Annotated in this window: 26 protein-coding genes; 8 read left to right on the top strand and 18 right to left on the bottom strand. The window is 42.5% G+C overall.

Translation table 11 applies throughout. The features are described 5' to 3' along the window. Positions 1-354: 354 nt before the first annotated feature. Positions 355-1,026, bottom strand: coding sequence for a YkyA family protein (locus Q3W56_RS17445; RefSeq protein ID WP_302896316.1), 672 nt, complete (start codon positions 1,024-1,026; stop codon positions 355-357). A gap of 207 nt (positions 1,027-1,233) precedes the next feature. On the opposite strand from Q3W56_RS17445, the gene Q3W56_RS17440 reads away from it, so the two are divergent. Beyond that, the gene (locus Q3W56_RS17440) at positions 1,234-1,386 is read left to right on the top strand and encodes a YjcZ family sporulation protein (protein WP_019714275.1); all 153 of its coding nucleotides are present in this window, start codon (positions 1,234-1,236) and stop codon (positions 1,384-1,386) included. A 109-nt stretch (positions 1,387-1,495) separates the two neighbouring features. Beyond that, a complete protein-coding gene (gene def, locus Q3W56_RS17435; protein WP_019714274.1) occupies positions 1,496-2,050 on the top strand; it encodes a peptide deformylase in 555 nt (184 codons plus the stop codon). Positions 2,051-2,085: 35 nt separating this feature from the next. Here the strand turns inward: def and Q3W56_RS17430 are convergent, their stop codons facing one another. After that, entirely contained in the window at positions 2,086-2,859 is a 774-nt protein-coding gene (locus tag Q3W56_RS17430) for a Cof-type HAD-IIB family hydrolase (RefSeq protein WP_302896315.1), read from the bottom strand. A gap of 382 nt (positions 2,860-3,241) precedes the next feature. Between Q3W56_RS17430 and rnpZA the strand changes: the two genes are divergently transcribed. Together rnpZA and rnjA are read left to right on the top strand one after the other, a co-directional pair. Next, complete coding sequence (gene rnpZA, locus Q3W56_RS17425; RefSeq protein ID WP_019714272.1) at positions 3,242-3,451, top strand: RNA polymerase subunit omega 1; 210 nt, start codon at positions 3,242-3,244, stop codon at positions 3,449-3,451. A gap of 5 nt (positions 3,452-3,456) precedes the next feature. Further along, the gene (gene rnjA, locus Q3W56_RS17420) at positions 3,457-5,124 is read left to right on the top strand and encodes a ribonuclease J1 (RefSeq protein WP_019714271.1); all 1,668 of its coding nucleotides are present in this window, start codon (positions 3,457-3,459) and stop codon (positions 5,122-5,124) included. 34 nt (positions 5,125-5,158) lie between these two features. Here the strand turns inward: rnjA and ade are convergent, their stop codons facing one another. From ade to abhA, 5 genes are all read right to left on the bottom strand, one after another. After that, positions 5,159-6,892 carry an adenine deaminase gene (ade, locus tag Q3W56_RS17415; RefSeq protein WP_302896314.1) on the bottom strand — a complete coding sequence of 578 codons (1,734 nt, stop codon included), beginning with the start codon at positions 6,890-6,892 and terminating at the stop codon, positions 5,159-5,161. Between the two features lie 154 nt (positions 6,893-7,046). Then, complete coding sequence (ktrC, locus tag Q3W56_RS17410) at positions 7,047-7,712, bottom strand: Ktr system potassium transporter KtrC (RefSeq protein ID WP_019714269.1); 666 nt, start codon at positions 7,710-7,712, stop codon at positions 7,047-7,049. Between the two features lie 72 nt (positions 7,713-7,784). Next, on the bottom strand, positions 7,785-8,612 hold the full coding sequence (locus Q3W56_RS17405) for a gamma-glutamylcyclotransferase family protein (RefSeq protein WP_302896313.1): 828 nt from the start codon (positions 8,610-8,612) through the stop codon (positions 7,785-7,787). 16 nt (positions 8,613-8,628) lie between these two features. Then, positions 8,629-9,915 (bottom strand): two-component sensor histidine kinase KinC, encoded by a 1,287-nt coding sequence (gene kinC, locus Q3W56_RS17400; protein ID WP_302896312.1) that lies wholly within the window; start codon positions 9,913-9,915, stop codon positions 8,629-8,631. 193 nt (positions 9,916-10,108) lie between these two features. Continuing rightward, positions 10,109-10,387 (bottom strand): transcriptional regulator AbhA, encoded by a 279-nt coding sequence (abhA, locus tag Q3W56_RS17395; protein WP_019714266.1) that lies wholly within the window; start codon positions 10,385-10,387, stop codon positions 10,109-10,111. A 283-nt stretch (positions 10,388-10,670) separates the two neighbouring features. Here abhA and mreBH point away from each other — a divergent pair, with 283 nt between their 5' ends. From mreBH to Q3W56_RS17380, 3 genes are all read left to right on the top strand, one after another. After that, positions 10,671-11,678, top strand: a complete 1,008-nt coding sequence (gene mreBH / locus Q3W56_RS17390) for a cell shape-determining protein MreBH (RefSeq protein ID WP_029317035.1) — start codon at positions 10,671-10,673, stop codon at positions 11,676-11,678. Positions 11,679-11,778: 100 nt separating this feature from the next. Beyond that, the gene (locus Q3W56_RS17385; RefSeq protein WP_019714264.1) at positions 11,779-11,913 is read left to right on the top strand and encodes a protein YkpC; all 135 of its coding nucleotides are present in this window, start codon (positions 11,779-11,781) and stop codon (positions 11,911-11,913) included. 111 nt (positions 11,914-12,024) lie between these two features. Then, positions 12,025-13,257: an aminopeptidase gene (locus tag Q3W56_RS17380; protein WP_302896311.1), complete on the top strand. Its 1,233-nt coding sequence runs from the start codon at positions 12,025-12,027 to the stop codon at positions 13,255-13,257. A gap of 27 nt (positions 13,258-13,284) precedes the next feature. Here Q3W56_RS17380 and Q3W56_RS17375 read toward each other — a convergent pair whose 3' ends face one another. Next, complete coding sequence (locus tag Q3W56_RS17375; RefSeq protein ID WP_302896310.1) at positions 13,285-14,196, bottom strand: ketopantoate reductase family protein; 912 nt, start codon at positions 14,194-14,196, stop codon at positions 13,285-13,287. A 61-nt stretch (positions 14,197-14,257) separates the two neighbouring features. Beyond that, positions 14,258-15,877, bottom strand: coding sequence for an ABC-F family ATP-binding cassette domain-containing protein (locus Q3W56_RS17370; RefSeq protein ID WP_019714261.1), 1,620 nt, complete (start codon positions 15,875-15,877; stop codon positions 14,258-14,260). 181 nt (positions 15,878-16,058) lie between these two features. On the opposite strand from Q3W56_RS17370, the gene Q3W56_RS17365 reads away from it, so the two are divergent. Continuing rightward, positions 16,059-16,328, top strand: a complete 270-nt coding sequence (locus Q3W56_RS17365) for a hypothetical protein (RefSeq protein ID WP_019714260.1) — start codon at positions 16,059-16,061, stop codon at positions 16,326-16,328. A 35-nt stretch (positions 16,329-16,363) separates the two neighbouring features. Here Q3W56_RS17365 and sipT read toward each other — a convergent pair whose 3' ends face one another. The 9 genes from sipT to Q3W56_RS17320 form a co-directional block, all read right to left on the bottom strand. Beyond that, positions 16,364-16,945 carry a signal peptidase I sipT gene (sipT, locus tag Q3W56_RS17360; protein WP_302896309.1) on the bottom strand — a complete coding sequence of 194 codons (582 nt, stop codon included), beginning with the start codon at positions 16,943-16,945 and terminating at the stop codon, positions 16,364-16,366. 143 nt (positions 16,946-17,088) lie between these two features. Next, a complete protein-coding gene (locus Q3W56_RS17355) occupies positions 17,089-18,993 on the bottom strand; it encodes a PTS fructose transporter subunit IIABC (protein ID WP_302896308.1) in 1,905 nt (634 codons plus the stop codon). Between the two features lie 14 nt (positions 18,994-19,007). Continuing rightward, entirely contained in the window at positions 19,008-19,919 is a 912-nt protein-coding gene (gene pfkB, locus Q3W56_RS17350; RefSeq protein WP_268400607.1) for a 1-phosphofructokinase, read from the bottom strand. Then, positions 19,916-20,671, bottom strand: coding sequence for a DeoR/GlpR family DNA-binding transcription regulator (locus Q3W56_RS17345; protein WP_302896307.1), 756 nt, complete (start codon positions 20,669-20,671; stop codon positions 19,916-19,918). Before Q3W56_RS17345 ends, pfkB begins: the two co-directional genes overlap by 4 nt. A gap of 279 nt (positions 20,672-20,950) precedes the next feature. Beyond that, entirely contained in the window at positions 20,951-22,144 is a 1,194-nt protein-coding gene (skiZ, locus tag Q3W56_RS17340) for a sporulation-delaying-protein transporter subunit SkiZ (RefSeq protein ID WP_302896306.1), read from the bottom strand. Next, positions 22,141-22,833: an ABC transporter ATP-binding protein YknY gene (yknY, locus tag Q3W56_RS17335; RefSeq protein WP_044445151.1), complete on the bottom strand. Its 693-nt coding sequence runs from the start codon at positions 22,831-22,833 to the stop codon at positions 22,141-22,143. The genes skiZ and yknY overlap by 4 nt, the downstream gene beginning before the upstream one ends. Continuing rightward, positions 22,834-23,967, bottom strand: a complete 1,134-nt coding sequence (locus Q3W56_RS17330) for an efflux RND transporter periplasmic adaptor subunit (protein ID WP_302896305.1) — start codon at positions 23,965-23,967, stop codon at positions 22,834-22,836. Positions 23,968-23,971: 4 nt separating this feature from the next. Continuing rightward, entirely contained in the window at positions 23,972-24,667 is a 696-nt protein-coding gene (gene yknW, locus Q3W56_RS17325) for a YknW family membrane protein (protein ID WP_302896304.1), read from the bottom strand. Between the two features lie 114 nt (positions 24,668-24,781). Then, positions 24,782-26,596, bottom strand: a complete 1,815-nt coding sequence (locus tag Q3W56_RS17320; protein ID WP_302896303.1) for an ABC transporter ATP-binding protein — start codon at positions 26,594-26,596, stop codon at positions 24,782-24,784. Positions 26,597-26,604: the final 8 nt, after the last annotated feature.

Below are 26,604 nucleotides of genomic sequence, written 5' to 3'. Positions count from 1 at the left end.
GGGTACCCTAAAGTATTAGCAGTAAGTCGTATATATTTTAGCCGATCCCCAGTTTGCCAAAACCTTTTATGTAGGATAGTTACACTCTGCTTTGAACTGTATTATTTCGAAGTTGTAAAAAACTAATACAACACCGCTTAACATGGATTAGTTTACACCAAATAAAGAAGAGCCGTCAATCGTTTTCATCGCTGATTTTTAATAAATGTATTCGCTTTACATTTTCAATAAAAAAACAGATGCCAGCTGTACCTAAAACTGTACTAGTATACATCACCTTACTGTACTACAATAGAAATGGAAATTTTGAACGAAACTGACGTCTTGTTTATTTAAAAAAAGAGCTGTCCATAGTCAGCTCTTTTTCACGTAATAGCCAGCGGCATCATATAGATCTTCCCGGGCTTTATTATATTTTTCTGTTTGTTCATTAAATTCTCCGCTGTATTGAAGAACCTTTTCATAAGAAGTATTGACTTTATCAATCTGCTTATCCAGATCATCTCGCGCCAAGTCTTTATCTTTCAGCTTCATATACAGCTTTTTATTAAGCTGAAGCGCTTTTTTATATTCCTCATACATCGAGCCATATGATGCATATCTTTTCTTCATATGGCTTACTGCGGCATCGGCCTTTTCTTTTATGTGTTTATCCTTAATTTGATCAGCAGACGTTTTTGCTTCCTCAAACTCCGATTCCGACTTTTTGATACTGTCATTTTCAATCTTCAGATGTGCTTCGCGCTTGCTGACATTTTCTAGCGCTTTGTTAGATAAAGCAACAATTTTTTTATAGTCATCCATGTTGAGCTTCATAACATCATCATAAAGCTTATTTTCTTTTGCCTCTAATTCTTCGAGCGTTCTCTGTTCTTCTAGAAACGGCTTTTCCAATTCCGCAGCTTTTTCTAATGAATGATGAAGTGAATCAACCGGGTCCTGTCCCATGCATCCCGTTAATATCAGTGTCATCACACAAAAAGCTCCGATTTTCATTCCGGGCCGCCGTTTAATTGCGTCTTTCACGTTAAATCCCCCAATCTTGACAGTTTCTACTATAAAATCCATGTGGACGTTTGGCAATAGCTATCCTGGATGGGGCAGCTCTGAAATCAAAAAAATGAAAAATCAGGACAGATGACCATACAACTTTTTTGTTTTTACATAGGTTATAGTAGACGCTATGCCTACTTCTAAAGGCTCTGGCGTAATTAAAAGAGGAGGTTTTGTAATATGTATGGATATGGTTACGGTGGAGGCTGCTGCAGTTATGGTGGTTACGGATATGGCGGTTATAGCCACGGCCGCACCTTTGCGCTAATCGTTGTTTTATTCATTCTGTTAATCATTGTCGGAGCTGCTTATTTAGGCGGAAGCTGTTGCTAATTACACAGGATGAACTTGACCAGCCATAATTGGCTGGTCATTTGTTTCGTTGCACCTTTGTGAAGAAATCCGATATAATTTACATATTAAGCTTTAGGAGTGAAGTTTCTTGATTACTATGGAAAACATCGTACGTGACGGCCACCCAGCCCTCAGAGAGACAGCCGAGCCTGTTGAGCTGCCTCCGACTGATGCAGAAAAACAGCAGCTGGCCGACATGATCGAATTCGTTAAGAACAGCCAAAATCCGGAATTAGCCGAAAAATACAAGCTGCGTCCAGGCGTAGGACTCGCAGCTCCTCAAATTAATATCAAAAAACGAATGATCGCTGTTCATGCGGAAGATGCTTCCGGTAAGTTATACAGCTATGCTTTGTTTAACCCTAAGATCGTCAGCCATTCTGTTGAAAAAAGCTACCTAACAAGCGGCGAGGGCTGTCTGTCTGTTGATGAAGCGATTCCCGGTTTTGTTCCCCGCTATGCTCGCATCAGAGTGAAAGGAACAACCCTTGAAGGTGAAAACATTGACATCCGTTTAAAAGGATTTCCGGCAATTGTGTTTCAGCACGAGATTGATCATCTGAACGGCGTTATGTTCTATGATCATATTGATAAGGAGAATCCTTTCAAAGAACCTGAAGATGCAATTGCGATTGAGCGCTAAAAAGAAAAACGGCTGGCACAGTGCCAGCCGTTTCTTTATTTTAAGAGACCCAGTTCTTTCACAGCGTATGCAATTCCATCCTCGTCTACCGGCTTGGTTACAAAGTCCGCAATTTCTTTCAATTCAGGAACAGCATTTCCCATAGCTACGCCGGTCCCGACATACTCAATCATTTGCAGATCGTTTAATCCGTCGCCGAAAGCATATGTATCGCTGATATCAAACGGTAGACGCTCGATCACTTTTTTGATCCCTTCCGCCTTCGAACCTCCATGCGGCAGAACATCAGTCGAATACTCATGCCAGCGCACTAAATCAAATTCAGGAAAAGCGGCATAAGCTTTTTCTTCTTCATCCTGGCAAAATAATAAAAGCTGAAAAATTTCTTTCCCTTCATAGAAAAGGTCATCAGTTTCTGGATAATCAGTTTTAAGGCTTCCGATTCCCTCCAAAACATGAGGATGATCCGCAACAGTTGCTTTCATCGTGTCCTCAGCCATAAATACGACAGGATGTTTGCCCTTTCCCGCCTGCATTAATAAGCGCCTGATTGCCTCTTCAGGCAGCGGATTTTTATAAATCACTTGATTTTCAAAGACAACATACTGCCCATTGTAGGAAATAAATGAGTGTATGCCCAGCTCCTCCAAAATTGGCTTAACCATAAAAGGAGACCGCCCGCTGGCAATAAATACATGATGCCCTTGACGTTGCAGCTCCGCTACCGTTTTTCTCGTACTTTCCGGTATATTCTTGTCATGATCATATATCGTACCGTCAATATCAAAAAAGATTAATTTTGAATCCATCTAACGTCCCCTTTATCGTCTTGATCTGCAATTCCCACCCTCATCATACAAAAAGATTGCCATTCAGCAAACTATTTCGTTCAAAAATTATGTTAAATTCCATTAATAACCACGAAAAATCTTTTTCAACCTCCGTATACTATTCATATAAAAAACTCTGGACAAATGTTTTTTAAAGGAGGGACTGACACCAATGCTGCGCAAATTAAGAAAGAAACTCAGAAGACAATGGAACGGAATGCTCCGCAAGAAAGCCATTGCCTGACAAGGGATCTTTCACTTTTTGAGAGATCCTTATTTTGCTCAAGGCTTTCCTTATATTCCGTTTTCGAATATAATAGAGTAAGCGAGTCTAACATACGGCATTTAAGGAGAGATTTGGATGATTTATAAGGTATTTTATCAAGAAAAGGCTGACGAAGTACCTGTTCGGGAAAAGACAGATTCACTTTATATTGAAGGCGTATCTGAGCGTGACGTCAGAACAAAGCTGAAAGAGAAGAAATTTAATATTGAGTTTATCACACCTGTTGATGGTGCATATTTAGAATATGAACAACAGAGCGAAAATTTTAAAGTATTGGAGTTATGAGCGGTATGAAATTTGTAAAAAATGATCAGACTGCTGTTTTCGCCCTCGGAGGTTTGGGCGAAATCGGTAAAAATACGTACGCAGTTCAATTTCAGGATGAAATTGTTCTGATTGATGCAGGGATCAAGTTTCCCGAGGATGAACTGCTCGGCATTGACTACGTGATCCCTGATTACACGTATTTAGTCAAAAATGAAGATAAAATTAAAGGGCTTTTTATCACCCACGGGCACGAAGACCATATCGGCGGTATTCCGTACCTGCTCAGACAAGTGAATGTTCCTGTTTACGGCGGTAAACTCGCGATCGGCTTACTTCGGAATAAACTTGAAGAGCATGGATTATTAAGACAGACGAAGCTGAATATTATCGGTGAAGATGATATCGTAAAGTTCCGCAAAACGGCTGTGTCATTCTTCAGAACAACACATAGTATTCCGGATTCTTATGGTATAGTTGTAAAGACGCCGCCAGGAAACATCGTACATACTGGAGATTTCAAATTCGACTTTACTCCAGTCGGAGAGCCAGCAAACTTGACAAAAATGGCCGAAATCGGAAAAGAAGGCGTTCTGTGCCTCCTTTCAGACAGCACAAATAGTGAGAACCCAGAGTTCACTATGTCTGAACGCCGTGTCGGAGAAAGCATTCATGACATTTTCCGCAAGGTAGACGGCCGTATTATCTTCGCTACGTTTGCGTCGAATATCCACCGCTTGCAGCAGGTAATTGAGGCTGCTGTATTAAAAGGAAGAAAAGTTGCCGTATTTGGACGCAGTATGGAATCGGCTATTGAAATCGGACAAACTCTCGGATATATTAACTGTCCTAAAAATACATTTATTGAGCATAACGAAATCAATCGTTTGCCTGCCAATAAAGTAACAATTTTATGTACAGGAAGCCAAGGGGAACCGATGGCGGCATTATCAAGAATTGCAAACGGGACACACCGCCAAATTTCAATTAATCCTGGAGATACAGTCGTATTTTCTTCGTCCCCTATCCCAGGCAACACAATCAGCGTAAGCCGGACGATCAACCAGCTATATCGCGCGGGGGCCGAGGTTATTCACGGACCTCTTAATGATATCCATACATCCGGTCACGGCGGACAGGAAGAACAGAAGCTGATGCTTCGTTTAATCAAACCTAAATTCTTCATGCCGATTCACGGTGAGTACAGAATGCAAAAGATGCATGTCAAACTTGCAACAGATTGTGGCATCCCTGAAGAAAACTGCTTTATCATGGATAATGGTGAAGTATTGGCGCTTAAAGGCGATGAAGCTTCAGTTGCCGGTAAAATCCCGTCCGGTTCAGTATACATTGACGGAAGCGGCATCGGTGATATTGGCAATATTGTGCTTCGCGACCGCAGAATTCTTTCTGAGGAAGGTCTTGTCATTGTGGTTGTCAGCATTGATATGGATGGCTTTAAGATTTCAGCGGGACCTGATTTGATTTCCAGAGGATTTGTGTACATGAGAGAATCTGGCGACTTAATCAATGACGCTCAAGAGCTTATCTCAAACCACCTACAAAAAGTGATGGAACGAAAAACGACTCAATGGTCTGAAATCAAAAATGAGATTACAGACACGCTTGCGCCGTTCTTATATGAAAAAACGAAACGCCGTCCGATGATCCTACCGATCATCATGGAGGTTTAAAAAAAGATGCACTCCAAAGTGAGTGCATCTTTTTTTATTGCAATGCAATATGCTGAAATGATTTTACATCAAATAATCCTGTTGTCGTCATTTTGATGTCAGGAATGACAGGCAAAGCTAAAAACGACAGCGTCAAAAATGGATTAAACCCGCCTGTGAAACCGACTACCGACAATTTATCATGCAGCGTCAGTAAGCTTTGATTCACTTGTTCTGCAGATTGGTCGGATAATAACCCCGCAATCGGCAGCGGAACTGAATGAAGCTCTTCTGCATTTTTAATGACCGTTAACCCTCCGCCAATTTCCTGCAGCTTATTTACTGCAGCCGCAATATCGGCATCATTTGTTCCGACGGCAATAATATTATGGGAATCGTGCGAAATGGTTGTAGCAATCGCTCCGCTCTTTAACCCAAATCCTTTCACAACACCAAGCCCGATTTCTTTTAAGCCAGTATGCCGCTCAACAACTGCAATCTTTAACAAGTCGAGCTCAATGTCAGACTCAAAGTCACGAGCATTAGGAGCCTCGACATGTATCAACCGTGTTTCCAGCTGATTTGGAATAATTTGAATCACATTGATCTCCTGCTTTGAATCAATTGGCATATAAAAATTCTGTTTGTTAAGAGGAGCAGCAAGCTTAACAGAATTAAGCAGTACTGGTTCTGGTGCCGCCGTTGAAGCGCTATTTTGATACATTACTTTGCTGCCTTCAGCAACAGTCTGTCCTTTGACCATCGTCATTGTGACAGTGACGTTTTCCAGATCAGATACAAAGAGCAAATCAGCGTCAAAACCTGGGGCAATCGCTCCCTTTGTATCTAATCCATAGCATTCCGCTGCGTTAAGGCTTCCTAATTGATAGGCTAAAAACGGGTTTAGTCCAGCTTGAATGGCCATTTTCACCTGATGATTCACACTACCCTCTGACAATAAATCATCTACATGCTTATCATCTGTACAGAAGAAGAAACGGCGCGCGTTCTTTTCATTCACCGCCGGCAGCACATTGAGAGTGTTTTTGGCGACTGACCCTTCACGCATCATCACATACATTCCCCTTCTAATACGATCAAGGGCTTCTTCCTTCGTCGTTACTTCATGATCGTTTAAGACCAATGCGGTTCTATATATGTTAATGAGATCTGTAGATAACCCCGCCAAATGACCGTCTATCCGCTTTCCTGCAATACGGGCATCAAGCAGTTTCTGCACCATATCTTCTTCAGCCTGCTGAACCGACACATAATCCATAACTTCAGCCAGCCCCAATACTTCTCCCTCTTCGTAAAAAGGCTTTAAATCGGCAGCTTTTAGCACTGCGCCTGATCGCTCAAAGCTTGCGGCAGGCACACTGGAGGGGAGCATAAAATGGATATTCAGCGGTGTTTGCCGAGCCTGTTCAATCATGAATGCAATCCCTTTTTCCCCAGACACATTCGCGATTTCATGCGGATCGGTAACAACGGTCGTCACGCCATGTGGCAGTATCGCTTTAGCGAATTCTATTGGTGTAACCATTGATGACTCAATATGTACATGTCCATCAATAAAACCCGGAACAATCATTTGCCCCTCCGCATCAATGATATTTTCGCCTTCATACTCGCCGAGGCCTACAATGACTCCATCTGTAATCGCAATATCTTCATATATCCACTCTTGATTATATACGTCCATGATTTTTCCGTTCTTAATGACGATATCAGCTTTTTGTCTTCGGGCTGAAGCATTCAGCCTATTGACCAGCGCTTCTTTATTCATATAGGCCCCTCCTCTTTTATTATATGGTACAATATGCTATCGGAACGCCTATGCTTAGTCAATAAAATTTTAAGAAATTGACGCTCATTTCTTTAAAGTTGTTATATTCTGATAATAGTAAAAACACCGCCCTTTGGGACGGCTTATTTTACTGCTATTTGGTATGAAGAACTCTTTTTTCGAAACGGGAAATGTCTGTATCTGATCCAATAACGATGAGGATATCTTCTTGATGTATCACTTCCGTCGCAAGAGGTGATACGATGACTTCCTTGCCCCTTTTGATAGCTACGATGTTAATACCGTATTTCGCACGAATATCTAAATCGAGGAGTGTATTTCCCGCCAGGCGGCTGTTAGCCACGATTTCAACAATACTGTGCTCTTCAGACAGCTCCAAATAATCAAGTACGTTGTTGGACACAATGTTATGCGCAATACGTTTTGCCATATCGCGTTCCGGGTGGATGATGTGATCGGCACCGATTTTAGAGAGCACTTTTTCGTGATAATCGTTCTGTGCCTTCACTGTAATGGTATGAACGCCAAGTTCTTTCAGAATGAGAGTTGTTAAAATACTTGCTTGAATATTTTCTCCAATTGCTACAATGACGTGGTCAAAATTTCGCAGACCCAAATTTTTCAGGACAGATTCGTCTGTTGAATCACCGATAACGGCGTGGGATGCGATCTTGGCATACTCGTTGACTTTATCTTCATCGATATCCATCGCCATAACCTCGACGCCTTCTTCGCTTAATGCTTTGCAAATACTGCCACCAAAACGGCCAAGTCCAATTACTGCAAATTCTTTTTTCATAATGGTGCTCCTTTACCTGACTTCATATTGATCAAATTTTATCATATTCTTCTGTAACAGTGTTAATTTCGTTTAACCTTTTGGGAGCGAATTCATATGCCGCTTGAGCTTTTCAGCAAACCCCGGTGACAAATACATCTCCGCTCCGCGTTCAATTTCTATCTGATAGTGCTGAGGCGGGGCAGTTTCCGCTTCTTTTTGGAGGACGAGAAAGGTTAAGCAGTCTGTGTAGCGCCTTCCGTCTGCCTCAACGTCTACAAATGCCGGCCGATACGTGAGAGATTCAACACCTTCCCTTTTGTACAGATAGGAGAGAGCAGAGAAAGGAATACGATATAAAACGCCTTCTGTTGTTCCACCGTCTTCCATCATATCCGCTCTTGACCCGTCTTTCCTTTTTAGGGTGAATCGGGTTGTGTACCCTTTTAAAACAGCTCTCCCCACTGGATCTTGAAAATAGTGATCGACTCCTGACTTCTGAAAGCGGACATTGTCCATGCAGGACCCATAGGCAAAATAATAAACAGGATTTTTCGATTTGCTGATCATCTGATGTTCTTTCCAGTCGCCGCTGTTTATTATCGGAAAGCCGGCACACTCATCTTTGTTCATAAAATAAACAAGCGCTTTTTTGATCCCGGCATCCGTTTCTACATGCACTGTTTGTTTATCATAGCCTTGATAAAATTGATCGAGCTTATGTATACATAATTCGTCTGCTTCATATACCTCGCCGCATATATAGCCCTCATTTTCAAAAACGGCTGCGGGTCCCTCTTTTGCAGCGAACAGACATCCCTTCGTCCTGGCCTGCTCATTGATACATGCCGATTGAGCAAGCAGGTGATGACTTTCTTCATGTTTTCTTAATGTCCCGTATACAAACAGAAGCGAGTTCATCTTCATGTTCCCCCTCTCAGGTGTCTGATGTTAAAGGCAAAACAACTTGAAAGACGCTGCCTTTTCCAGGTTCACTTTCGATTTTCAATTCCCCGTCATGTTCTTTCAAAATTCTCAAACAAATGGCAAGTCCGAGTCCGGTGCCCTTTTCTTTTGTTGAATAAAAAGGTTTGCCAATTTGTTTAAGCTTTTCCTGCGGCATGCCGTTCCCTTCATCTTTAACGCTTATCACTGCATGAGAGGCTGTTTTAGCAGTCGAAATGGTTACGACACCGCCTTTTGGCATTGCCTCAATTCCATTTTTTATGATATTGATAAACACCTGCTTCAGCTGATTTTCGTCTCCGTTAATGATACAGCCATCTGTCTCTTTGAAATCTTTTTCTATGACAATATTGGACAGAATAGCATTGGTATCAAGCAATGTCGTGACTTGTTTCAGTATCTCGTTAAGCTGATGCATTTTAAATGTGACCGCCTGCGGTTTTGCAAGCAGCAACAGCTCGCTGAGCACCAAATCAATTCTTTTAATCTCTGAAAAGATGATGTCAAAATAGCCTTTTCTTTCCGGATATTGTGTTTTCATAATCTGAAGGAAACCGCTGACAGATGTTAAAGGGTTTCTGACCTCGTGTGCAATACCAGCAGCAAGCTCACTCGTAATTGACAGTTTTTGAGATTCTCTCGCCAGCCGTTCATTAATCTCAATGAGCTCATCTTCAGCCTCTTTCCGCTCAGTAATATCTGACATTGTACCCAGGCTGCCTGTAAATTGGTCATCTCGGTCGTAGTAAAGTTTATAATGAACTTCTCCCCAAAAAATCGTGCCGCTCTTTTTCACGTATTTTGCCGTAAACATGCCAGAAGACGCTCTGTTTTGAATTTGGCTGTTAATGTGGTCGGCTACGTGCTTTTCTTTTATGAAGTAATCATTATACATCGTTCCCATACATTCACTGATTGAAAAGCCGGTTATGGATGCCCACGCTTGGTTTAAATATGTAATTTCGCCTTTTGCATTCGTTTGAAATACGATTTCTTGCAGATTATCCATGATGCGGTTTTTTTCTTCAGAAAGCTGTTTATACTTCCATTCATTATCCTTCATTTTCTTAATCAGCTGCTGTTTCTCATCGACGTAATAAGCCAGCATCCAAACACTTACTATCGTGACTGCAGTATACACAATATCAACAGGCCAATTAATCGGATTTTTGCCTATAATATAAAATAAATAATCCCAAAACATAATAAATATCATTGCCAAAATGATGGAAATGATACGAGCTTGATATTTTCTCATATGACCACCTGCCGCTTGTGTTTCTCTACTTATTGTACCATTATTCGACAAAATAATTGAGTAAAATATGTAAAGTATCCCAAATCATTCATTACCTAATATTCATGATGTCATATTTTAGGCGGCTGTAATCAGAAATTGGCACGAAAAAAAGACGGAGATTCTATCGCTCCGCCTTTTTCATAACATGATATTATTCTTTTAAAGCGGCTTGAATTTCTTCGAGTAGCAGCTGTGCACCTTCAGGACTTAACGTAATTTTACCGTTGCCGTATTCTTTATTTTCTGAAGTGATTTCTCCGGTCATTAAACAGACGCCCTGAGGCTTGTACTTTTTCAAGATAATTTTATCTCCGTCAACAAAAAACTCAATGCTGTCTTTTATAGCAATATCAAGTGCCCTTCTTAATTCTATCGGCATGACAATACGACCTAATTCATCTACTTTTCTTACAACACCTATTGATTTCATAAAAACCCTTCTTCCTTTAAATGTGTCTTTTCTCATGTAATGTTTAAGGATGTACCTCAATATATCGTAGACGTACGAAACTTAGAAAAAGTTTCCCGCTGTCTATAAAGTATTACAAGATATTCTTTCCATAAAACCGAAAAATGTATTACTTCTGTTACACAGTTCCGCATTTTTTTACAAAAACATTTCTTTACCGACGCACACCCCCAAAAATCGCTTCATTTCTTAGAAACTTTAAATGTAGAATCATATAAAATCAGGATAAAGATTGGGTGAAAACATGTTTCAATCAACTGAAATTGGGATTGACTTAGGAACAGCTAATATACTTGTTTACAGCAAAAATAAAGGGATTATCTTAAATGAACCATCTGTTGTCGCAGTGGATACAACAACAAAAGCAGTTCTTGCAATCGGGGCTGACGCGAAAAACATGATCGGTAAAACACCGGGAAAAATTGTCGCTGTCAGACCGATGAAAGATGGCGTTATCGCAGACTATGATATGACAACCGACCTGCTAAAACACATTATGAAGAAAGCCGCAAAAAGCATCGGCATGTCTTTCAGAAAACCGAACGTAGTCGTTTGCACACCTTCAGGCTCAACAGCAGTAGAACGCCGGGCCATCAGTGATGCGGTGAAAAATTGCGGCGCTAAAAACGTCCATTTAATTGAAGAGCCAGTAGCAGCCGCGATCGGGGCGGATTTACCGGTCGATGAGCCGGTTGCCAATGTGGTAGTGGATATTGGCGGAGGGACGACAGAGGTCGCCATCATTTCCTTCGGCGGCGTTGTTTCCTGCCACTCTATCAGAATAGGCGGAGACCAGCTTGATGAGGATATCGTTTCTTTCGTCCGGAAAAAATACAATTTACTGATTGGCGAACGCACAGCTGAGCAGGTGAAAATGGAAATTGGCCATGCCTTGATTGAGCATGTTCCTGAAGCAATAGAAATTCGGGGACGCGACCTCGTGACAGGCCTTCCAAAAACCATTATGCTTCAATCTAATGAAATTCAAGATGCAATGCGTGAATCTCTCCTCCATATACTCGAAGCTATCAGAGCTACACTTGAGGACTGCCCCCCTGAATTGAGCGGAGATATTGTTGACCGCGGCGTTATTTTAACAGGCGGCGGCGCGCTCCTTAACGGGATTAAAGAATGGCTCACAGAGGAGATTGTCGTGCCTGTACACGTGGCGCAAAACCCGCTTGAATGTGTGGCAATCGGCACCGGCCGTTCTTTAGAAGTGATTGATAAGCTTCAAAAGGCGGTTAAATAGTCTTTTCCTGAAAAAATCTTACATACAGTAAATTTCTTGCTTCTTTTTTCCTTACTCCCTTCATATTGTGGGGAATGGAGAAACGTTAAGGAGGAAACAGATGCTAAGAGATTTAGGAAGAAGAGTAGCGATCGCAGCCATTTTAAGCGGAATTATACTTGGGGGCATGAGCATTTCTTTAGCAAATATGCCCCATTCGCCTGCAGGCGGCAATGTAAAACTGAATCATCCGTAATATCGAAAAACCCAAGACATGTTGTTTTGGGTTTTTCACTTTGGCCTCCTTTCTTTCCTAAATAGGATCATATTTGATATGATGAGAAGAAAGTTTAAGGAGGAATGACTCATGGATTCATTTTCACAGAAATTAAATACATATGCGCAACTGGCTGTAGAGGTCGGCGTAAACGTCCAAAAAGGCCAGTATGTAGTTGTAAATGCTTCAACAAACGTACGGGATTTTGTCCGCTTAATTGTGAAACATGCATATGAAAAAGGTGCAAAAAATGTCACGGTGAATTGGCAGGATGACGAAGTCTCCAAATTAAAATATGAACTCGCGCCGTTTGAAGCTTTTGAAGAATACCCTGAATGGGAAGCAAAAGGCAGAGAAGAGCTCGCTAAAAAGGGAGCCGCTTTCATCTCTGTTGTGTCGTCAAACCCAGACTTGCTAAAAGGTGTAGATTCTAAACGGATTGCTGCCTTCCAAAAAGCAGAAGGCAAAGCATTACATACATACAGACAATATATTCAATCAGACAAAGTCAGCTGGACTGTCGTAGGTGCGGCGTCAGCGGGCTGGGCTCAAAAAGTCTTTCCTGGCAAATCAGAGGAGGAAGCTATTCAGCTTCTGTGGGAAGAAATTTTTAAAGCGACGCGTGTAAACGAAGACAACCCTGTTCAAGCGTGGATGAATCATGATCAAAATCTTCATGAAAAAGTTGACCATTTGAACGAGAGACATTACGCTGCTCTACATTATCAAGCAGAAGGAACTGATTTAACAATTAAGCTTCCTAGGAAACATGTTTGGGCAGGTGCTGGGAGCGTGAGTGAGAGCGGCCATGAGTTTATGGCCAATATGCCGACAGAAGAAGTATTTACGCTTCCGCAAAAGGACGGGGTCGACGGAGTGGTATCTAGCACAAAACCGTTAAGCTACAGCGGAAATATTATTGAAAACTTCACCCTCACGTTTAAAAATGGCCGTATAATTGATATTAAAGCCGAAAAAGGTGAGGACATTTTAAAAGAACTGGTGGAAACAGATGAGGGTTCTCACTATTTAGGTGAAGTGGCGCTTGTTCCTTACGATTCACCTATATCACAATCAAATATTCTTTTCTATAACACATTGTTTGATGAAAACGCATCAAATCATTTGGCGATCGGAAGTGCATATGCCTTTAACATTGAAGGCGGAAAACAGATGTCTCGTGAGGAGCTTGTTAAAGAGGGTTTAAATGAAAGCATTACACACGTGGACTTTATGATTGGTTCTAAGGATATGAATATTGACGGAATTACGTCAGACGGAAAAAGAGAGCCTATCTTCAGAAACGGAAATTGGGCTTTTTAAAACAAAAGGAGGCTTTTCGCCTCCTATTTATTTTTCTGCTTCATACATTTGCAGATTGGCATAAACCGTTTCTAATATAGGTGCTGCAAGAGATAAACGCTTTGCTTTTTCAAGCAAAAAGCCATGCAGGTGGTCGCCTTCAGTCATTTGTCCGTTTTCCATATCACGAAGCATGGAGGATTTCATATGATAAGACATCCTTGTCATCGTACGGAAGCTCTCTTCTTCAAGATCCGAATTTGCAGGAACGCCTTCTTTTCGAAGAATAGCACCAATTTCCCCAATAAGAGTTTGGGCCGTGTGACGTCCGCCTTCTGTCTCGAGGATCGGGCCAAGCGGTCTTTGAAATAACGTTGTGATCCCCGCCTGCGCCGCAATAAACAGATACTTTTTCCAAATATCCTTCTCGATATTTCCGCTGATGATGACCTCTGCCTTCACGCCTGAAAATGCCTCTTCAAGCGCTGTTATTCGTTCCGTTCGCTCTCCGTTCCATTCGCCGAATACAAAACGATGCGAGGCGCTCGTATGATGAATTTCTCCCTTGTTGTCTAAGGCGCTTTCTATAAAGCATAGACCGCCCAGCACCTGTTTTTTTGAAAATGCCGTGAACAGCTGCTCGTAATGGCGGTACCCATTTAAGAAAGGGATAATGACAGATTCGCGGTCGATAAACGGTTTGACATCGTCTATCACCTGATCAAGCGAATATGCTTTAGAAGCGATGATCACGACGTCAAAATGTCCTGTTTCTCCGGCACTGATTAAGGCGGGCTGAAATGATACATCCCCTTTTTCACTATGGATGACAAGCCCGGTTTCTTTTAACTGTTCAGCTCTTTTATGGCGTACGAGAAATGTCACATCATTGCCCTTCTCTGCAAGCCGGCCGCCTATATATCCGCCTACTCCTCCTGCTCCGACAACTAAAAATTTCATGCTGTGATCCCCTTTCAACTCTATGTATCAAAAAGAAGCAGAGGAATCTCTGCTTCTTTTATTACGCGTATAGTTCAGCCAGTTTTTTCTGCACATCAGCATTTTCAAGGAACTCATCATAGCTCATTTGCTTATCGACGATGCCGTTAGGTGTAATTTCTATAATTCTGTTGGCAATTGTCTGTACAAACTGATGGTCATGGGATGTGAACAGCATAGCGCCTTTAAAGCTGATTAAGCCGTTATTGAGCGCTGTAATGGATTCTAAGTCTAAATGGTTGGTCGGCTCATCTAAAATTAAAATATTGGCGCCAGAAAGCATCGCTTTCGACAGCATACAGCGAACCTTTTCTCCCCCGGATAGTACATTTGCTTTTTTGTGGACTTCTTCTCCAGAGAACAGCATGCGACCTAAGAATCCGCGCAAAAAGCTCTCACTTTGGTCATGAGGAGAATATTGGCGAAGCCAGTCTACAAGATTCAGATCACTGCCTTCGAAATATTCGCTGTTGTCTTTTGGAAAATACGCTTGAGATGTCGTAACACCCCATTTAAACGTTCCGCTGTCAGCTTCCATTTCCCCGGAAATGATTTTAAACAGCGTAGTAATAGCCATTTCGTTGCGGCCAGTAAAAGCAATTTTATCTTCTCTATTCATAATAAAGCTGACATTGTCGAGCACCTTTACACCATCGATTGTTTTCGTTAAGCCTTCCACCCGAAGAACATCATTTCCGATTTCCCTTTCCGGCGTAAAGTTAACGTAAGGATAGCGCCGTGAAGATGGTTTAATATCATCCAGCGTAATTTTTTCGAGAAGTTTCTTTCTTGATGTAGCTTGCTTAGATTTAGACGCATTGGCGCTGAATCTAGCGACAAACTCTTGAAGCTGTTTAATTTGTTCTTCTTTTTTCTTGTTCGCTTCTTGAGAAAGCTTTAATGCCAACTGGCTTGATTCATACCAGAAATCATAGTTTCCGACATAGATTTGGATCTTGTTAAAATCAAGGTCAGCAATGTGTGTACACACTTTATTTAAGAAGTGACGGTCATGGGATACAACAATAACAGTGTTTTCAAAGTTAATCAGAAACTCTTCCAGCCACTGAATCGCCTGAAGGTCCAAGTGGTTCGTCGGCTCATCAAGCAGCAGAACATCCGGCTTGCCGAATAATGCCTGTGCCAAGAGCACTTTTACTTTCTCTGAACCGCCAAGGTCTTCCATCTTCTTCGTATGAAGATCTTCTGAAATACCAAGGCCTTTTAAAAGGATCGCAGCTTCACTTTCCGCTTCCCATCCGTTCAGCTCAGCAAATTCACCTTCGAGCTCAGCAGCACGAATTCCATCCTCATCTGAGAAATCTGGCTTCATGTAAATGGCATCTTTCTCCTGCATGACTTCATACAGGCGTTTGTGGCCCATGATAACCACTTTCAGCACTTCATACTCTTCGTACTCGAAATGGTTCTGCTTCAAGATGGCAAGACGCTCGCCAGGACTCATATGAACATCGCCTGTCTGAGGCTCGATTTCGCCTGAGAGCACTTTCAGAAACGTTGATTTACCAGCACCATTTGCACCAATTAACCCATAGCAGTTGCCTGGGGTAAATTTAATATTAACCTCTTCAAATAACTTGCGATCCGCAAACCGCAAGCTTACATTATTTACAGCAATCATTTATTATCCTCCATCATGTCTATCATCAATAAAAGTATACCATGAATGCAGGGCAAGAGAAATGATTCCCTGATAAAACAAGAGAGAAAACACTTATACACCCAAACCGGCCAGCTATGTTACAATGAAACAGAGAGAATGCATCCGGCTGGAAAATTACACACTCTCATGGAGGAACACGTTGAGGCTTTTAACACTTATTGAATACTGTTTATTGATCTTTTTTACGGGCTTTTACCTTGCTGTAACTGGCTTTACCGCCAAAGATATCGGCTTATATATTGGAATAGCCCTGATATACATATTTTCGCACATTTTTGCTAAACGACTTTTAGAAAAGCGCGGAAAAGAGAACAAACAGGTTCACCTTTTCTTCAGTGTACTGGCCATTATCGGTTCAGTGTTCATTACTGTATTATGCATTGCATTGGTCGCTTCTTTTTCAAATTAAAAAACGCCTGCTGTCCAAAGGCCAGCAAGGCGTTTTTATTTTGTTTTACGCATTTCGTTAAACGGGAAAAAGACAAACTTCGATGTGCCGACAATCCGGTCTTCCGCAATCAGTCCCAGCCCATTTCGACTGTCCATTGAATTCAGCCGGTTATCTCCCATGACAAAATATTTGCCTTTCGGAACCTTAACCGGTCCAAAGTCACCTGTCAGACTGACTCCAAGTTTTTCTGCTTCCTTTTTGTTTTTAGACAAGTAGGGCTCGGCTACTTTTTTTCCGTTTATATAAAGCGTGTCATCCTTCATTTGAACGGTTTCTCCAGGCTTTCCAATCAATCTTTTTACGTAATGGATTTTTGAAGTGTCACCATTGATAATGACGATATCTCCGCGCTTTAGCTCACCGATATAGTTGACTGTCTTATTCACAAACAGCCTTTCACCATCATGTAATGTGGGATACATAGATGAACCATCAACTAAATAAGGTTCAAACAAAAAGTGACGGATCAGGAGAGCCAGCAGAACCGCGATGACAATCGCTTTTCCCCATTCCAAGTACGTATTGGTTTTTTTCTTCGCCGTTTTTTCAATTTTCGTGTTTTTTTCCTCGGTCAAAGTGTTTCCTCCTAGACGATTGCTATATCAGTTGTTTCCCTTCTTTTACTTTATCATAAAAGATAATAAAATACATAACTTAACCGCGTTCCAGTAAGCAGGATAAAGAAAAAGCGTCCTTTAGAATCAGGACGCTTTTTTTCTTATTTCTCTGTTACAGGTTTTTTAATGATACCGAGGATAATGGCCATCACGACAGCACCAATCACGATACTTAATAGATAAAGCAACGGATGGTTAGTGATGAAGGCTACGAACACCCCTCCGTGAGGTGCCGGAAGCGTTACACGGAAGAATTCAGTTAATCCGCCGGCAACAGCTGCACCAACGACAGCAGCTGGGATGACGCGAAGCGGATCAGCCGCAGCAAACGGGATCGCTCCCTCTGTTACGAATGCAGCACCCATGAAGTAGCATGTAATACCTGCTTCACGGTCACGCTGAGAGAACTTGTTTCGGAAAATTGTTGTTGCAAGTGCGATACCAAGCGGAGGAACCATACCGCCGGCCATAATCGCTGCATGAGGTGCATAGTTGCCTGCATCGATCATCGCGATACCGAAGGTAAAGGCTGCTTTATTAAGCGGACCGCCCATATCGATCGCCATCATACCGCCCAAAATAATACCCATTAATACAAGGTTGCCAGTACCAAGGCTTTCAAGCCAGCTTGTTAAGAAATCCATAAATGCTGCTACCGGTGTATTCACAACAAAACGCATAATAATACCAGTTAAGAAAATACCAAGCAGCGGATAAATTAGTACAGGTTTCAGCCCGTCAAGTGACTGCGGAATAAAGACGAATGCTTTTTTCAAAAGAACAACGATATAACCAGCCAGGAATCCGGCAATTAATCCGCCTAAGAATCCAGCATTTGCTTGAGTAGCCATAAAACCGCCGACCATACCAGGCGCAAAACCAGGACGGTCTGCAATACTCATTGCGATGAATCCGGCAAGAACAGCCACAATTAATCCTAATGCATTGTCACCGCCGATAAACTTAAGAGCTGCAGCAAACGTGTTGTAAGTAGGATCATCCGGATTGGAAGAATTTATACCCCAGAAGAATGAAATCGCAACGAGGATACCGCCGCCGACTACGAACGGAAGCATGTTGCTGACACCGCTCATCAGATGCTTATAAAACGCGCTTCCGATGCTGCCGCCAGATTTCCCACTCGCTCCATCTTCATCGTTTGAAGCTGAAGAACCGCCGCCGCTGCCTTGATAAATCGGCGCATCTTGGTTCATCGCTTTTTCGATAAGCTCTTGCGGGCGTCTTATACCTGCTGTAACAGGTACTTGAAGCACGCGCTTGCCTTTAAAGCGCTCCATTTCAACCTGCTTGTCCGCTGCGACAATGATTGCAGGTGCATCTTCAATTTCTTGAGCAGTCAGCTTGTGCTTAATACCGCTAGAACCATTTGTTTCGACCTTAATGTCCACACCAAGCTCTTTCGCTTTTTCTTTAAGGGCGTCCGCAGCCATGAATGTGTGTGCAATACCTGTTGGACATGCAGTCACCGCAAGGATTTTTCCTTTTCCGGCAGGTGCTGGTGCCGCTTCTTCTTCCTCCTCTTCGTCATCATCTTTATCGTGCTGGTTAATGATGTCGATGATGGCGTCTTCAGACTCAGCTTCAAGGAGCTGCTTGCGGATTTCTTCACGCATTAACAGCGTTGAAAGTCTTGACAGTGCTTCAAGGTGAGTGTTGTTTGCGCCTTCAGTCGCCGCAATCATAAACACCAGGTGAGCCGGCTGGCCGTCTAATGATTCATAATCGACACCGTCTTTTGAACGTCCGAACGCGATCGCCGGGTTGATAACGCTTGCCGTTTTTGCATGCGGGATAGCGATCCCTTCACCAATACCCGTTGAGCTTTGGCTCTCACGATTTAAAATGGCTTCTTTGTAGGCTTGTCTGTCATTTAACTTTCCAGCCTTATCAAGAACAGTGACCATTTCATCAATAACATTTTCTTTTTCTTTGCTCTCAATATTAAGCTTTATCGTATGCTTCGTTAAAAGCTCAGTTATTTTCACTTTTGTTTCCTCCTCTATAAACGTGTGACCTTAACTTCAGGAAGAAGCTGCTGGACAAATTCTTCTGTTCCTAGTTCTTCAGAGAACGCGGTGGCACTGCCTGATGTCACTCCTAAGCGGAATGCCTCTTCAAGCGGCAGCTGTTTGGAAATACCGGCAAGGAATCCTGCAACGACGGAATCTCCCGCTCCGACTGAGTTTACCAATTTCCCCTTTGGCACGTTAGCAAAATAAACAGCTCCGTTCGTAAACAGAAGCGCTCCGTCTCCTGCCATGGATACGATTACATGCTCAGCGCCTTGTTCTACAAGCTTTTTCCCATAAGGAACAGCTTCTTCAACAGATGTAATTGTTGTGCCGAACATTTCTCCAAGCTCATGATGATTTGGTTTCATCAAAAACGGTTTCATTTCTGTCGCTTTCAAAAGCGCCTCGCCTGAGATATCCAGAACAACTCGCGCGTTCTGCTGTTTGCAGGCCTCTGCGATTTTTTCATAAGTATCATGAGGCAGTGAAGATGGAATGCTTCCTGCAAGGACGACGATATCTCCCTCTTGCAGAGATTGGAACTGTTCTAAAAAGGCTTTGAAATCTTCATCTGAAATTGTTGGTCCCTGCCCGTTAATTTCAGTTTCTTCACCAGTTTTCAGCTTTACATTGATACGGGTATCTTCTTTCACTTCAGAAAAAGCTGTTTCCAGGTTTTCTTCCCGTAAAAATGTTTTGATATATTCTCCGGTAAATCCGCCGACGAATCCGAGTGCTTTAGACGGTACATGGTGTCTTTTCAGCAGTCTCGATACGTTGATGCCTTTGCCCCCTGGATACTTTGTATCGTATACAGAACGGTTCAGGCCTCCTACAGTAAAATCTTCAACGTGAACAATATAATCGACAGATGGATTAAGTGTTACAGTGTAAATCATGGTTTCACTACCTTTACGACAGTTTTTTCTTGGTAATTATCGAATGTAAGCTCTTCAGCGTCAGTCGTAATGATTGTTGCGTCGCCTATTCCGGCGAATGCCGAAAATGAAATTTCCCCGAATTTCGAAGGGTCTGCTAAGACGTAAGCGTGTTTTGCCTGTTTGACAGCTTTCTGTTTTAAAAGAGCCTCATCAGGATCCGGCGTTGTGAAGCCAGCCTCTGCATGGACACCGTTTGTCCCCAGAAAACTCTTATCAAATCTGTACTGATTCATGGCAATCAGCGAAGCGCCTCCAATGACCGCGCCCGTTCTGTGCTTTACGTATCCTCCAAGCAGATAAAAAGAAATTTCTTTCCTTATTAATGCTTCGATATGCATCACCCCGTTTGTGACAACGACAATATCTTTGCTTTTATCCATAAAATCAATCATGTGCAACGTCGTCGTGCCTGCATCAAGGTAAATGCAGTCCCCTTCTTCTAAAAGTGAAGCAGCTTTTTCAGCAATCTTCAATTTGTTGTGAAGGTTTTTGGATGATTTTTCAAGCATATCGGGTTCAAGTCTGATATCGGAAAGCTTGGCCGCTCCCCCATGAACACGCTTTAAAAAACCGCGTTCTTCAAGTGTTGATAAATCTCTTCTAATTGTTGATTCAGAAGCATTTGTCAGATTTATGAGCTCTTGAATTTTTACCACATCATACTTTTCTATTTGATCAATAATCAATTGATGCCGTTCAGGAGTTAACATGCTTCACCTCCTAATGAAAACGTATTCATTTTGAATACAATTTCATTGTAAACGCTCTTTTCAGTTTCGGCAACTAAAATCATTCAAATTCATTCAATAACTATCAAATTCTTTCACGTTTCTCCATATTAACGTATGTCTATAGGGTTTGTAAACTGTAAATTCGACAAAAATAAGGACAATTGTACGACATTTTCTTCTTATTTTAATGAATAAAGTCTTTTATATTCATAGTAGAAATCATGAAACATAAAAAAACCTCATGCATGTTGCATGAGGTTACTCGTAACGCAGCGCTTCAATCGGATCAAGCTTTGCGGCTTTATTTGCAGGAAGCATGCCGAAAATAACACCAATGAGCATACTGAACAGCACGCCCCCGCATACAACCTGCCAGGATATGAGTGACGGCCAGCCCGCAATAGCTGAAACAAGCGATGCCCCTCCGTATCCAATTCCAATCCCAATCAGACCGCCAATCAGCGTTAATACGACTGATTCAATTAAAAACTGAGTCAGAATCTGTCCCCTCGCCGCACCGAGTGATTTTCTGATTCCGATTTCCCGCGTTCGTTCCGTAACTGATACGAGCATAATATTCATGACACCGATTCCGCCGACCAAAAGAGAGATGCCTGCAATTGAGCCGATAATCGTCGTCATAATCGCCGTTACTTTGCCAATCCCGGCAGCGATCTCTTCTATATTCATCACTTGGTACGAATCCTCTGTGCCATGATTGTCATTTACCAGCTGTACCGCTTCTTTTCCAGCTGATTTTATGTCGTCTGCTGATTCGACTTGAAGTGATACGTTACTGAAATTACTTGTGCCAAAAGAGGCTTTCATCATATTAAATGGCACATACATTTCACTTAAACCGAAAGAAAGCAAGCCTGTTTCTTTTTTCAGCACGCCGATAATTTCAACAGGCTGGCCGTTGATCCAGACTACTTCACCGAGAGGGGAGGTTTTATCAAACAGCTCCTCAGCCATCTTTTGAGAGATGACTCCGGCTCTTTTTCCCGCGAGAAAATCATTGTCGGTAAAGGTTCGGCCGCTTTCAATTTCTAGAGAATTAACATTCATGTATCCATCGTTGATGCCGTTAACCGTAACATCTGTTTCTTCCTCGTGATAACGCGCTGTCATACTTTCATAAGTGGATGCAACGACTTGTTTGATGCCCTCTATCTCTTTTAAACCTTTAATATCGTTTTCTGTAAATGTAGATTCTGCTAAGGCGTTCGGATTGCTTGCAAGTTCCTCATCGCTTGGCATATAGTACAGCTCCACGGTATTTCCCGGTCCGCTGATCGACTGCTTCAGCATTTGCTCGCCGCCCTGTCCTACTGCTACAACAACAATGACAGAGCCTACGCCAATGATAATGCCGAGCATTGTTAAGATCGATCGCATTTTATGGGCAAGGACAGAGCTTAGAGCCATTCTGATATTTTCTAAGAGGCTCATTCTCCCACACTCCTTTGTCCGGAGCTGGCAGGGACAATGTTTCCGTCACGCACCATGACGATCCGATTCGTGCAATCTGCAACTTCCGGCTCGTGAGTAACAAGAACGATTGTCGTTCCCTCGGCATTTAATGCCGTAAATTGATCCATAATTGCCGCGCTTGTTTTCGTATCCAGCGCGCCGGTCGGTTCATCAGCTAAAATCAATTTTGGCTCATTCACGATCGCCCTCGCAATGGCCACCCGCTGCTTCTGTCCGCCCGACAGCTCATTAGGCATGTGGAGCATTCGATCAGCTAACCCGACCTTTTCCAACGCTCTCTCAGCCCGCTCTTGCCGTTCTTTCTTGCCTATACCGGAATAAATCATCGGCAGCTCAACATTTTTTTTTGCGTTCAGCCGCGGAAGAAGCTGAAATTGCTGAAATACAAAACCGATAGACCGGTTACGGACGGCCGCCAATTCTTTATCTTTATATGAAGAAATATCTTCGCCGTCTAATTTATAAGTACCGGAAGTCGGCCGGTCAAGACATCCGATAATATTCATGATCGTCGATTTCCCTGATCCTGACGGCCCCATAATCGAGACATATTCCCCTTGATGAATGTCCAAATCAATAGAATGGAGAACATCAAACGTTTCCCTGCCGATCTGGTAGCTTTTTCGCACGTTAGAAAGCTGAATCATTTATGCTTTCACTTCCGTTCCATCGGTCACCTGATCAGAAGGATTCAAAATGACTTGATCATCCTGAGAAATTCCCTCTTTAATTTCTGTCAGATCATCTGTTACTTCACCGATTTTGACATCAACTCGTTTTGCTTTTCCGTCTTTTACTGTATACACATAATATTGATCATCTTCTTTTTTGACTGCCTTTGAAGGAAGCGTATTTGCTTTCCGCTTATCTGTTTCAATATTCATGATGAATTTAAACCCTGGCTTTCCTTCTGGAAGATTCCCTTTTATTTTCACTTGAAGCGGGTACTGGACCGCTTGATCTGTTCCTTGTGCGGCAGTGCTTTCCTGCTGATCCGGAACAAGGCCGACTGCGGAAACTGTGCCTTTCCATGTTTTATCCTGAATAACATCTGAAGTGAGTGTGACCTTCTGGCCTTTTTTGACTTTCAGTGTATCGTATTCAGACAATTTTCCTGAGACGACTAAATCTTTCGGGTTGCCGATATGTATGACAGGCTCTTGAATATCTGACTTTTTTGATGCCGCATCTTGGTTGACAGAAATAACGGTGCCTTCGATTTCGCTTTTCACTTGAAGATCTGACACCCGATTGGCAAGTGACTGCCGCTGAAGCTCGGTTTGTTTTAATTCGATCTCAGCGGTTTTTTCCTGCATTTGAAGCTCCGTCCGCTCAGATTCAATTTGTTTTTCTGCTTCTTTCTGTCCAACCTGTTTTTTCAGTTCTTTTTCTTTGCTGTCTAAGGCTTTTACCTTTTCTTGAATTTGGTCAATTTGGAGCTGGTTCGATTCAGCCGTTAACTGGTTCTGTTCTTTTTCAAGGCTCAGCTGCTCATTTGTATAAGTGATCAAAGGCGTGCCCTTTTTAACTTTATCGCCTTCCTTCACTTTGATGTCTTCTAATGTCCCTTTATCCGCTTCATAAAACACATACTGTTCATTTGAAAATTTAAGTGTGCCGGGAACCATAACCGTTGACGAAATTTCTGTTTCTTCAAGGCCTCCCGTCTGTATCTTCTGGCCGGCACTGCCGCTTGTCGGAGCGGCAGACCGGTATATATTGATTCCAATAAAAAGCGCGACTAAAACAGCGATTCCAATCCCGATCCAGACTTTTTTCATGAGTTTATGCACCCGCCAAAGAATTGATTAAACCTGCAAAAAACGAAAAAGCAACTAAAATTCCAAAAAGGATAATTGCTGTAATCCATCCGGCTTTTTTGGAGATGCCCCCTGTTTTGTGAAGACCGATTGCTAATAATACAAAACTCCATATGCTGAAAATTTCAAATGAATTTAACACGCTGGCCAGAGCCCCATCTGACGGGATAATTCCTGCTAATGACGTCATGCTGTAAAGCGGATTGGCACTGGTTGTGAAAACAACGATTCCGTTAACCAATAATCCAAGACTGCTAATCAAAGAGACAAACAGACCGAGCGAAAGCATTTTTTTGTATGTCGTAACTCCGCCTGAGATTTTTACACAAAGCCAATAAATAAGAGGAGCAATAAATAATGCTGCGATACCGCCGAAAATCGCGCCTGCCATTCCTCCAAATTTGGTGATTGTTGCGAATATTTCAATTTCTTCAGCTGATAACCCTTGAGTGTTCGTGTTTTTCATAAGCTCACTATAATCCGTACCGAGTGATTGTAGTACCGCGCCAACGATGATAATTGCTGCAACAATAAATAGCGGTCCCCATACAGCCGGTTTTTCTCTTATTCTTTCAAATTGAATGGACGGACTTGTGATCACTCCAAAAAGTGATGGCTTTTCAGTCGCCATTCCGCTATTTTTTTCTACATTTGTTTCCATTACAAAACCTCCTCGAGAATATCTAACAAATAGTACGGGAGAGTTATTAAAAAGTTTCATGTTTTTCAAATAAATTTCCAAATACCTTCAATATATATCTGAAGGCTTTTTATATTATTCTATCACTGTGCTGTATTGCGCTTTCACAAGCCCGGCATAGATGCCCCCTTCAGCGAGCAGCTGCTCATGGTTTCCTTCTTCCATTTTCTTGCCGTGATCAAGAACAATGATGCGGTCGGCGTCGCGGATCGTGGATAATCTGTGGGCGATCATCACCGCTGTACGCCCTTTCAGCAGCGTTTTTAACGCCTGCTGAATTTTCACCTCCGCCTCTGTATCAATACTTGCCGTTGCTTCATCAAGGATGATAATAGCTGGGTCGGCGAGCAATGCTCTTGCAAAGGAGATGAGCTGGCGCTGCCCGGCAGACAGTACGCTTCCCCTTTCCTCCACCTCTGTTTTGTATCCTTCTGCTAAACCAGAAATAAATTCATCCGCTCCGACTGCTTTAGCTGCTTTCATCACTTCTTCGTCTGAAGCACCCGGCCGGCCAAAACGTATATTTTCCATGATGGTCCCAGAGAAAATAAATGTATCTTGTAGCACAATGCTGATTTGAGAGCGCAGACTGTCAAGAGAGAGATCCTTTATCGGAATGCCGTCTATTTTAATTGTGCCTCCCGTGGCATCATAAAAACGGCTGATTAGATTGGCGATCGTCGTTTTCCCGCTCCCTGTATGTCCGACAAGCGCAAGCGTCGAGCCCGCCGGGATAGAGAAGGAAACCGCATGAAGAGCTTTTCGTTTTTCATCATACGAAAATTCAACCTCTTCAAAACGGATCTCCCCAATTATTTTGTTCTTATGAATGGCATCAGGCTTCTCCTTGACATTTGGCTGTTCATCCAGAAACTCAAAGATCCGTTCGGATGATGCCATCCCCATTAACAGCTGGTTATAGACCTGGCCCAATCTCGAAATAGGTTCCCAAAACATGCCCAGATAGAAGGCAAAAGAAACAAAGACGCCAATCGTAATGGTTTCATTCATGATGAGTGTGGCGCCATACCAAATCAAAACAGCCGTTCCAATTGCATTCGTCATTTCAACCAACGGACGAAACATGGCATTTTTCCTTGTTGCTTCCCGCCATGATTGGTAGTTCTCCTGATTGACACCGTCAAAATACGCCATGTTTTCTTTTTCCTGCGTAAATGCCTGCGTGACACGGATGCCTTGAATGCTTTCGTTCAGATGAGAATTGAGCTTCGATTGCTTAAGTCGCACCGTTTGCCAGGAGCGGCGTATTTTTTTTCTGAGACTTGTTGAAATAAAAAACATAATCGGCAGTGTCACCATAATGGCGATAGTCAGCTCCGGACTCAGCGTAAACAAAATGATGATAACGCCGGCCAGTAGGAGCAAGTCCGTCAATAAGTTGATGACCCCGCTTGTAAAGAGCTCCTGAAGAGAGTTAATATCATTCATAATCCTGACCAAGATTGATCCTGCCGACCGCTGATCAAAAAATCGATGGGATAAGCGCTGAACATGGGTAAATAAATGCTGGCGCAAATCGTATATCACATGCTGGCCAAGTTGATTCATCCACCTGATCCTTAACACATTGGCGGCATAATTGAGCACATATAAACCGCTAATGATAAAAATGAGCTGGGTCAGCAACTCCGAGTTTCTCGCTGTAATCGCTTGATCGAGAACATAAACACCGATCAGAATGGGAATCACAAGCTTTACGGCAGTCCCAATCAATACGGTGAGAAAGGCAAGCGGCAAAATTGTTTTTCGATAAGGTTTGACATAACTCAGCAGCCGCCACATTTGAGCCCAGTTAAACGGCTTTTCAATGATTTCATCAGAAGTATAATAGAAACGTTCCAAAATCCCCTGTTTTTTTGCTTGTTTCATATGGCCCT

Origin of the sequence: Bacillus sp. C28GYM-DRY-1 (genome assembly GCF_030519405.1) — a bacterium.
Taxonomy (GTDB): Bacteria; Bacillota; Bacilli; order Bacillales; family Bacillaceae; genus Bacillus; species Bacillus spizizenii_A.
The sequence above is the reverse complement of the archived record's forward strand: the minus strand, read 5'-3'. Positions and strand labels throughout refer to the sequence as shown.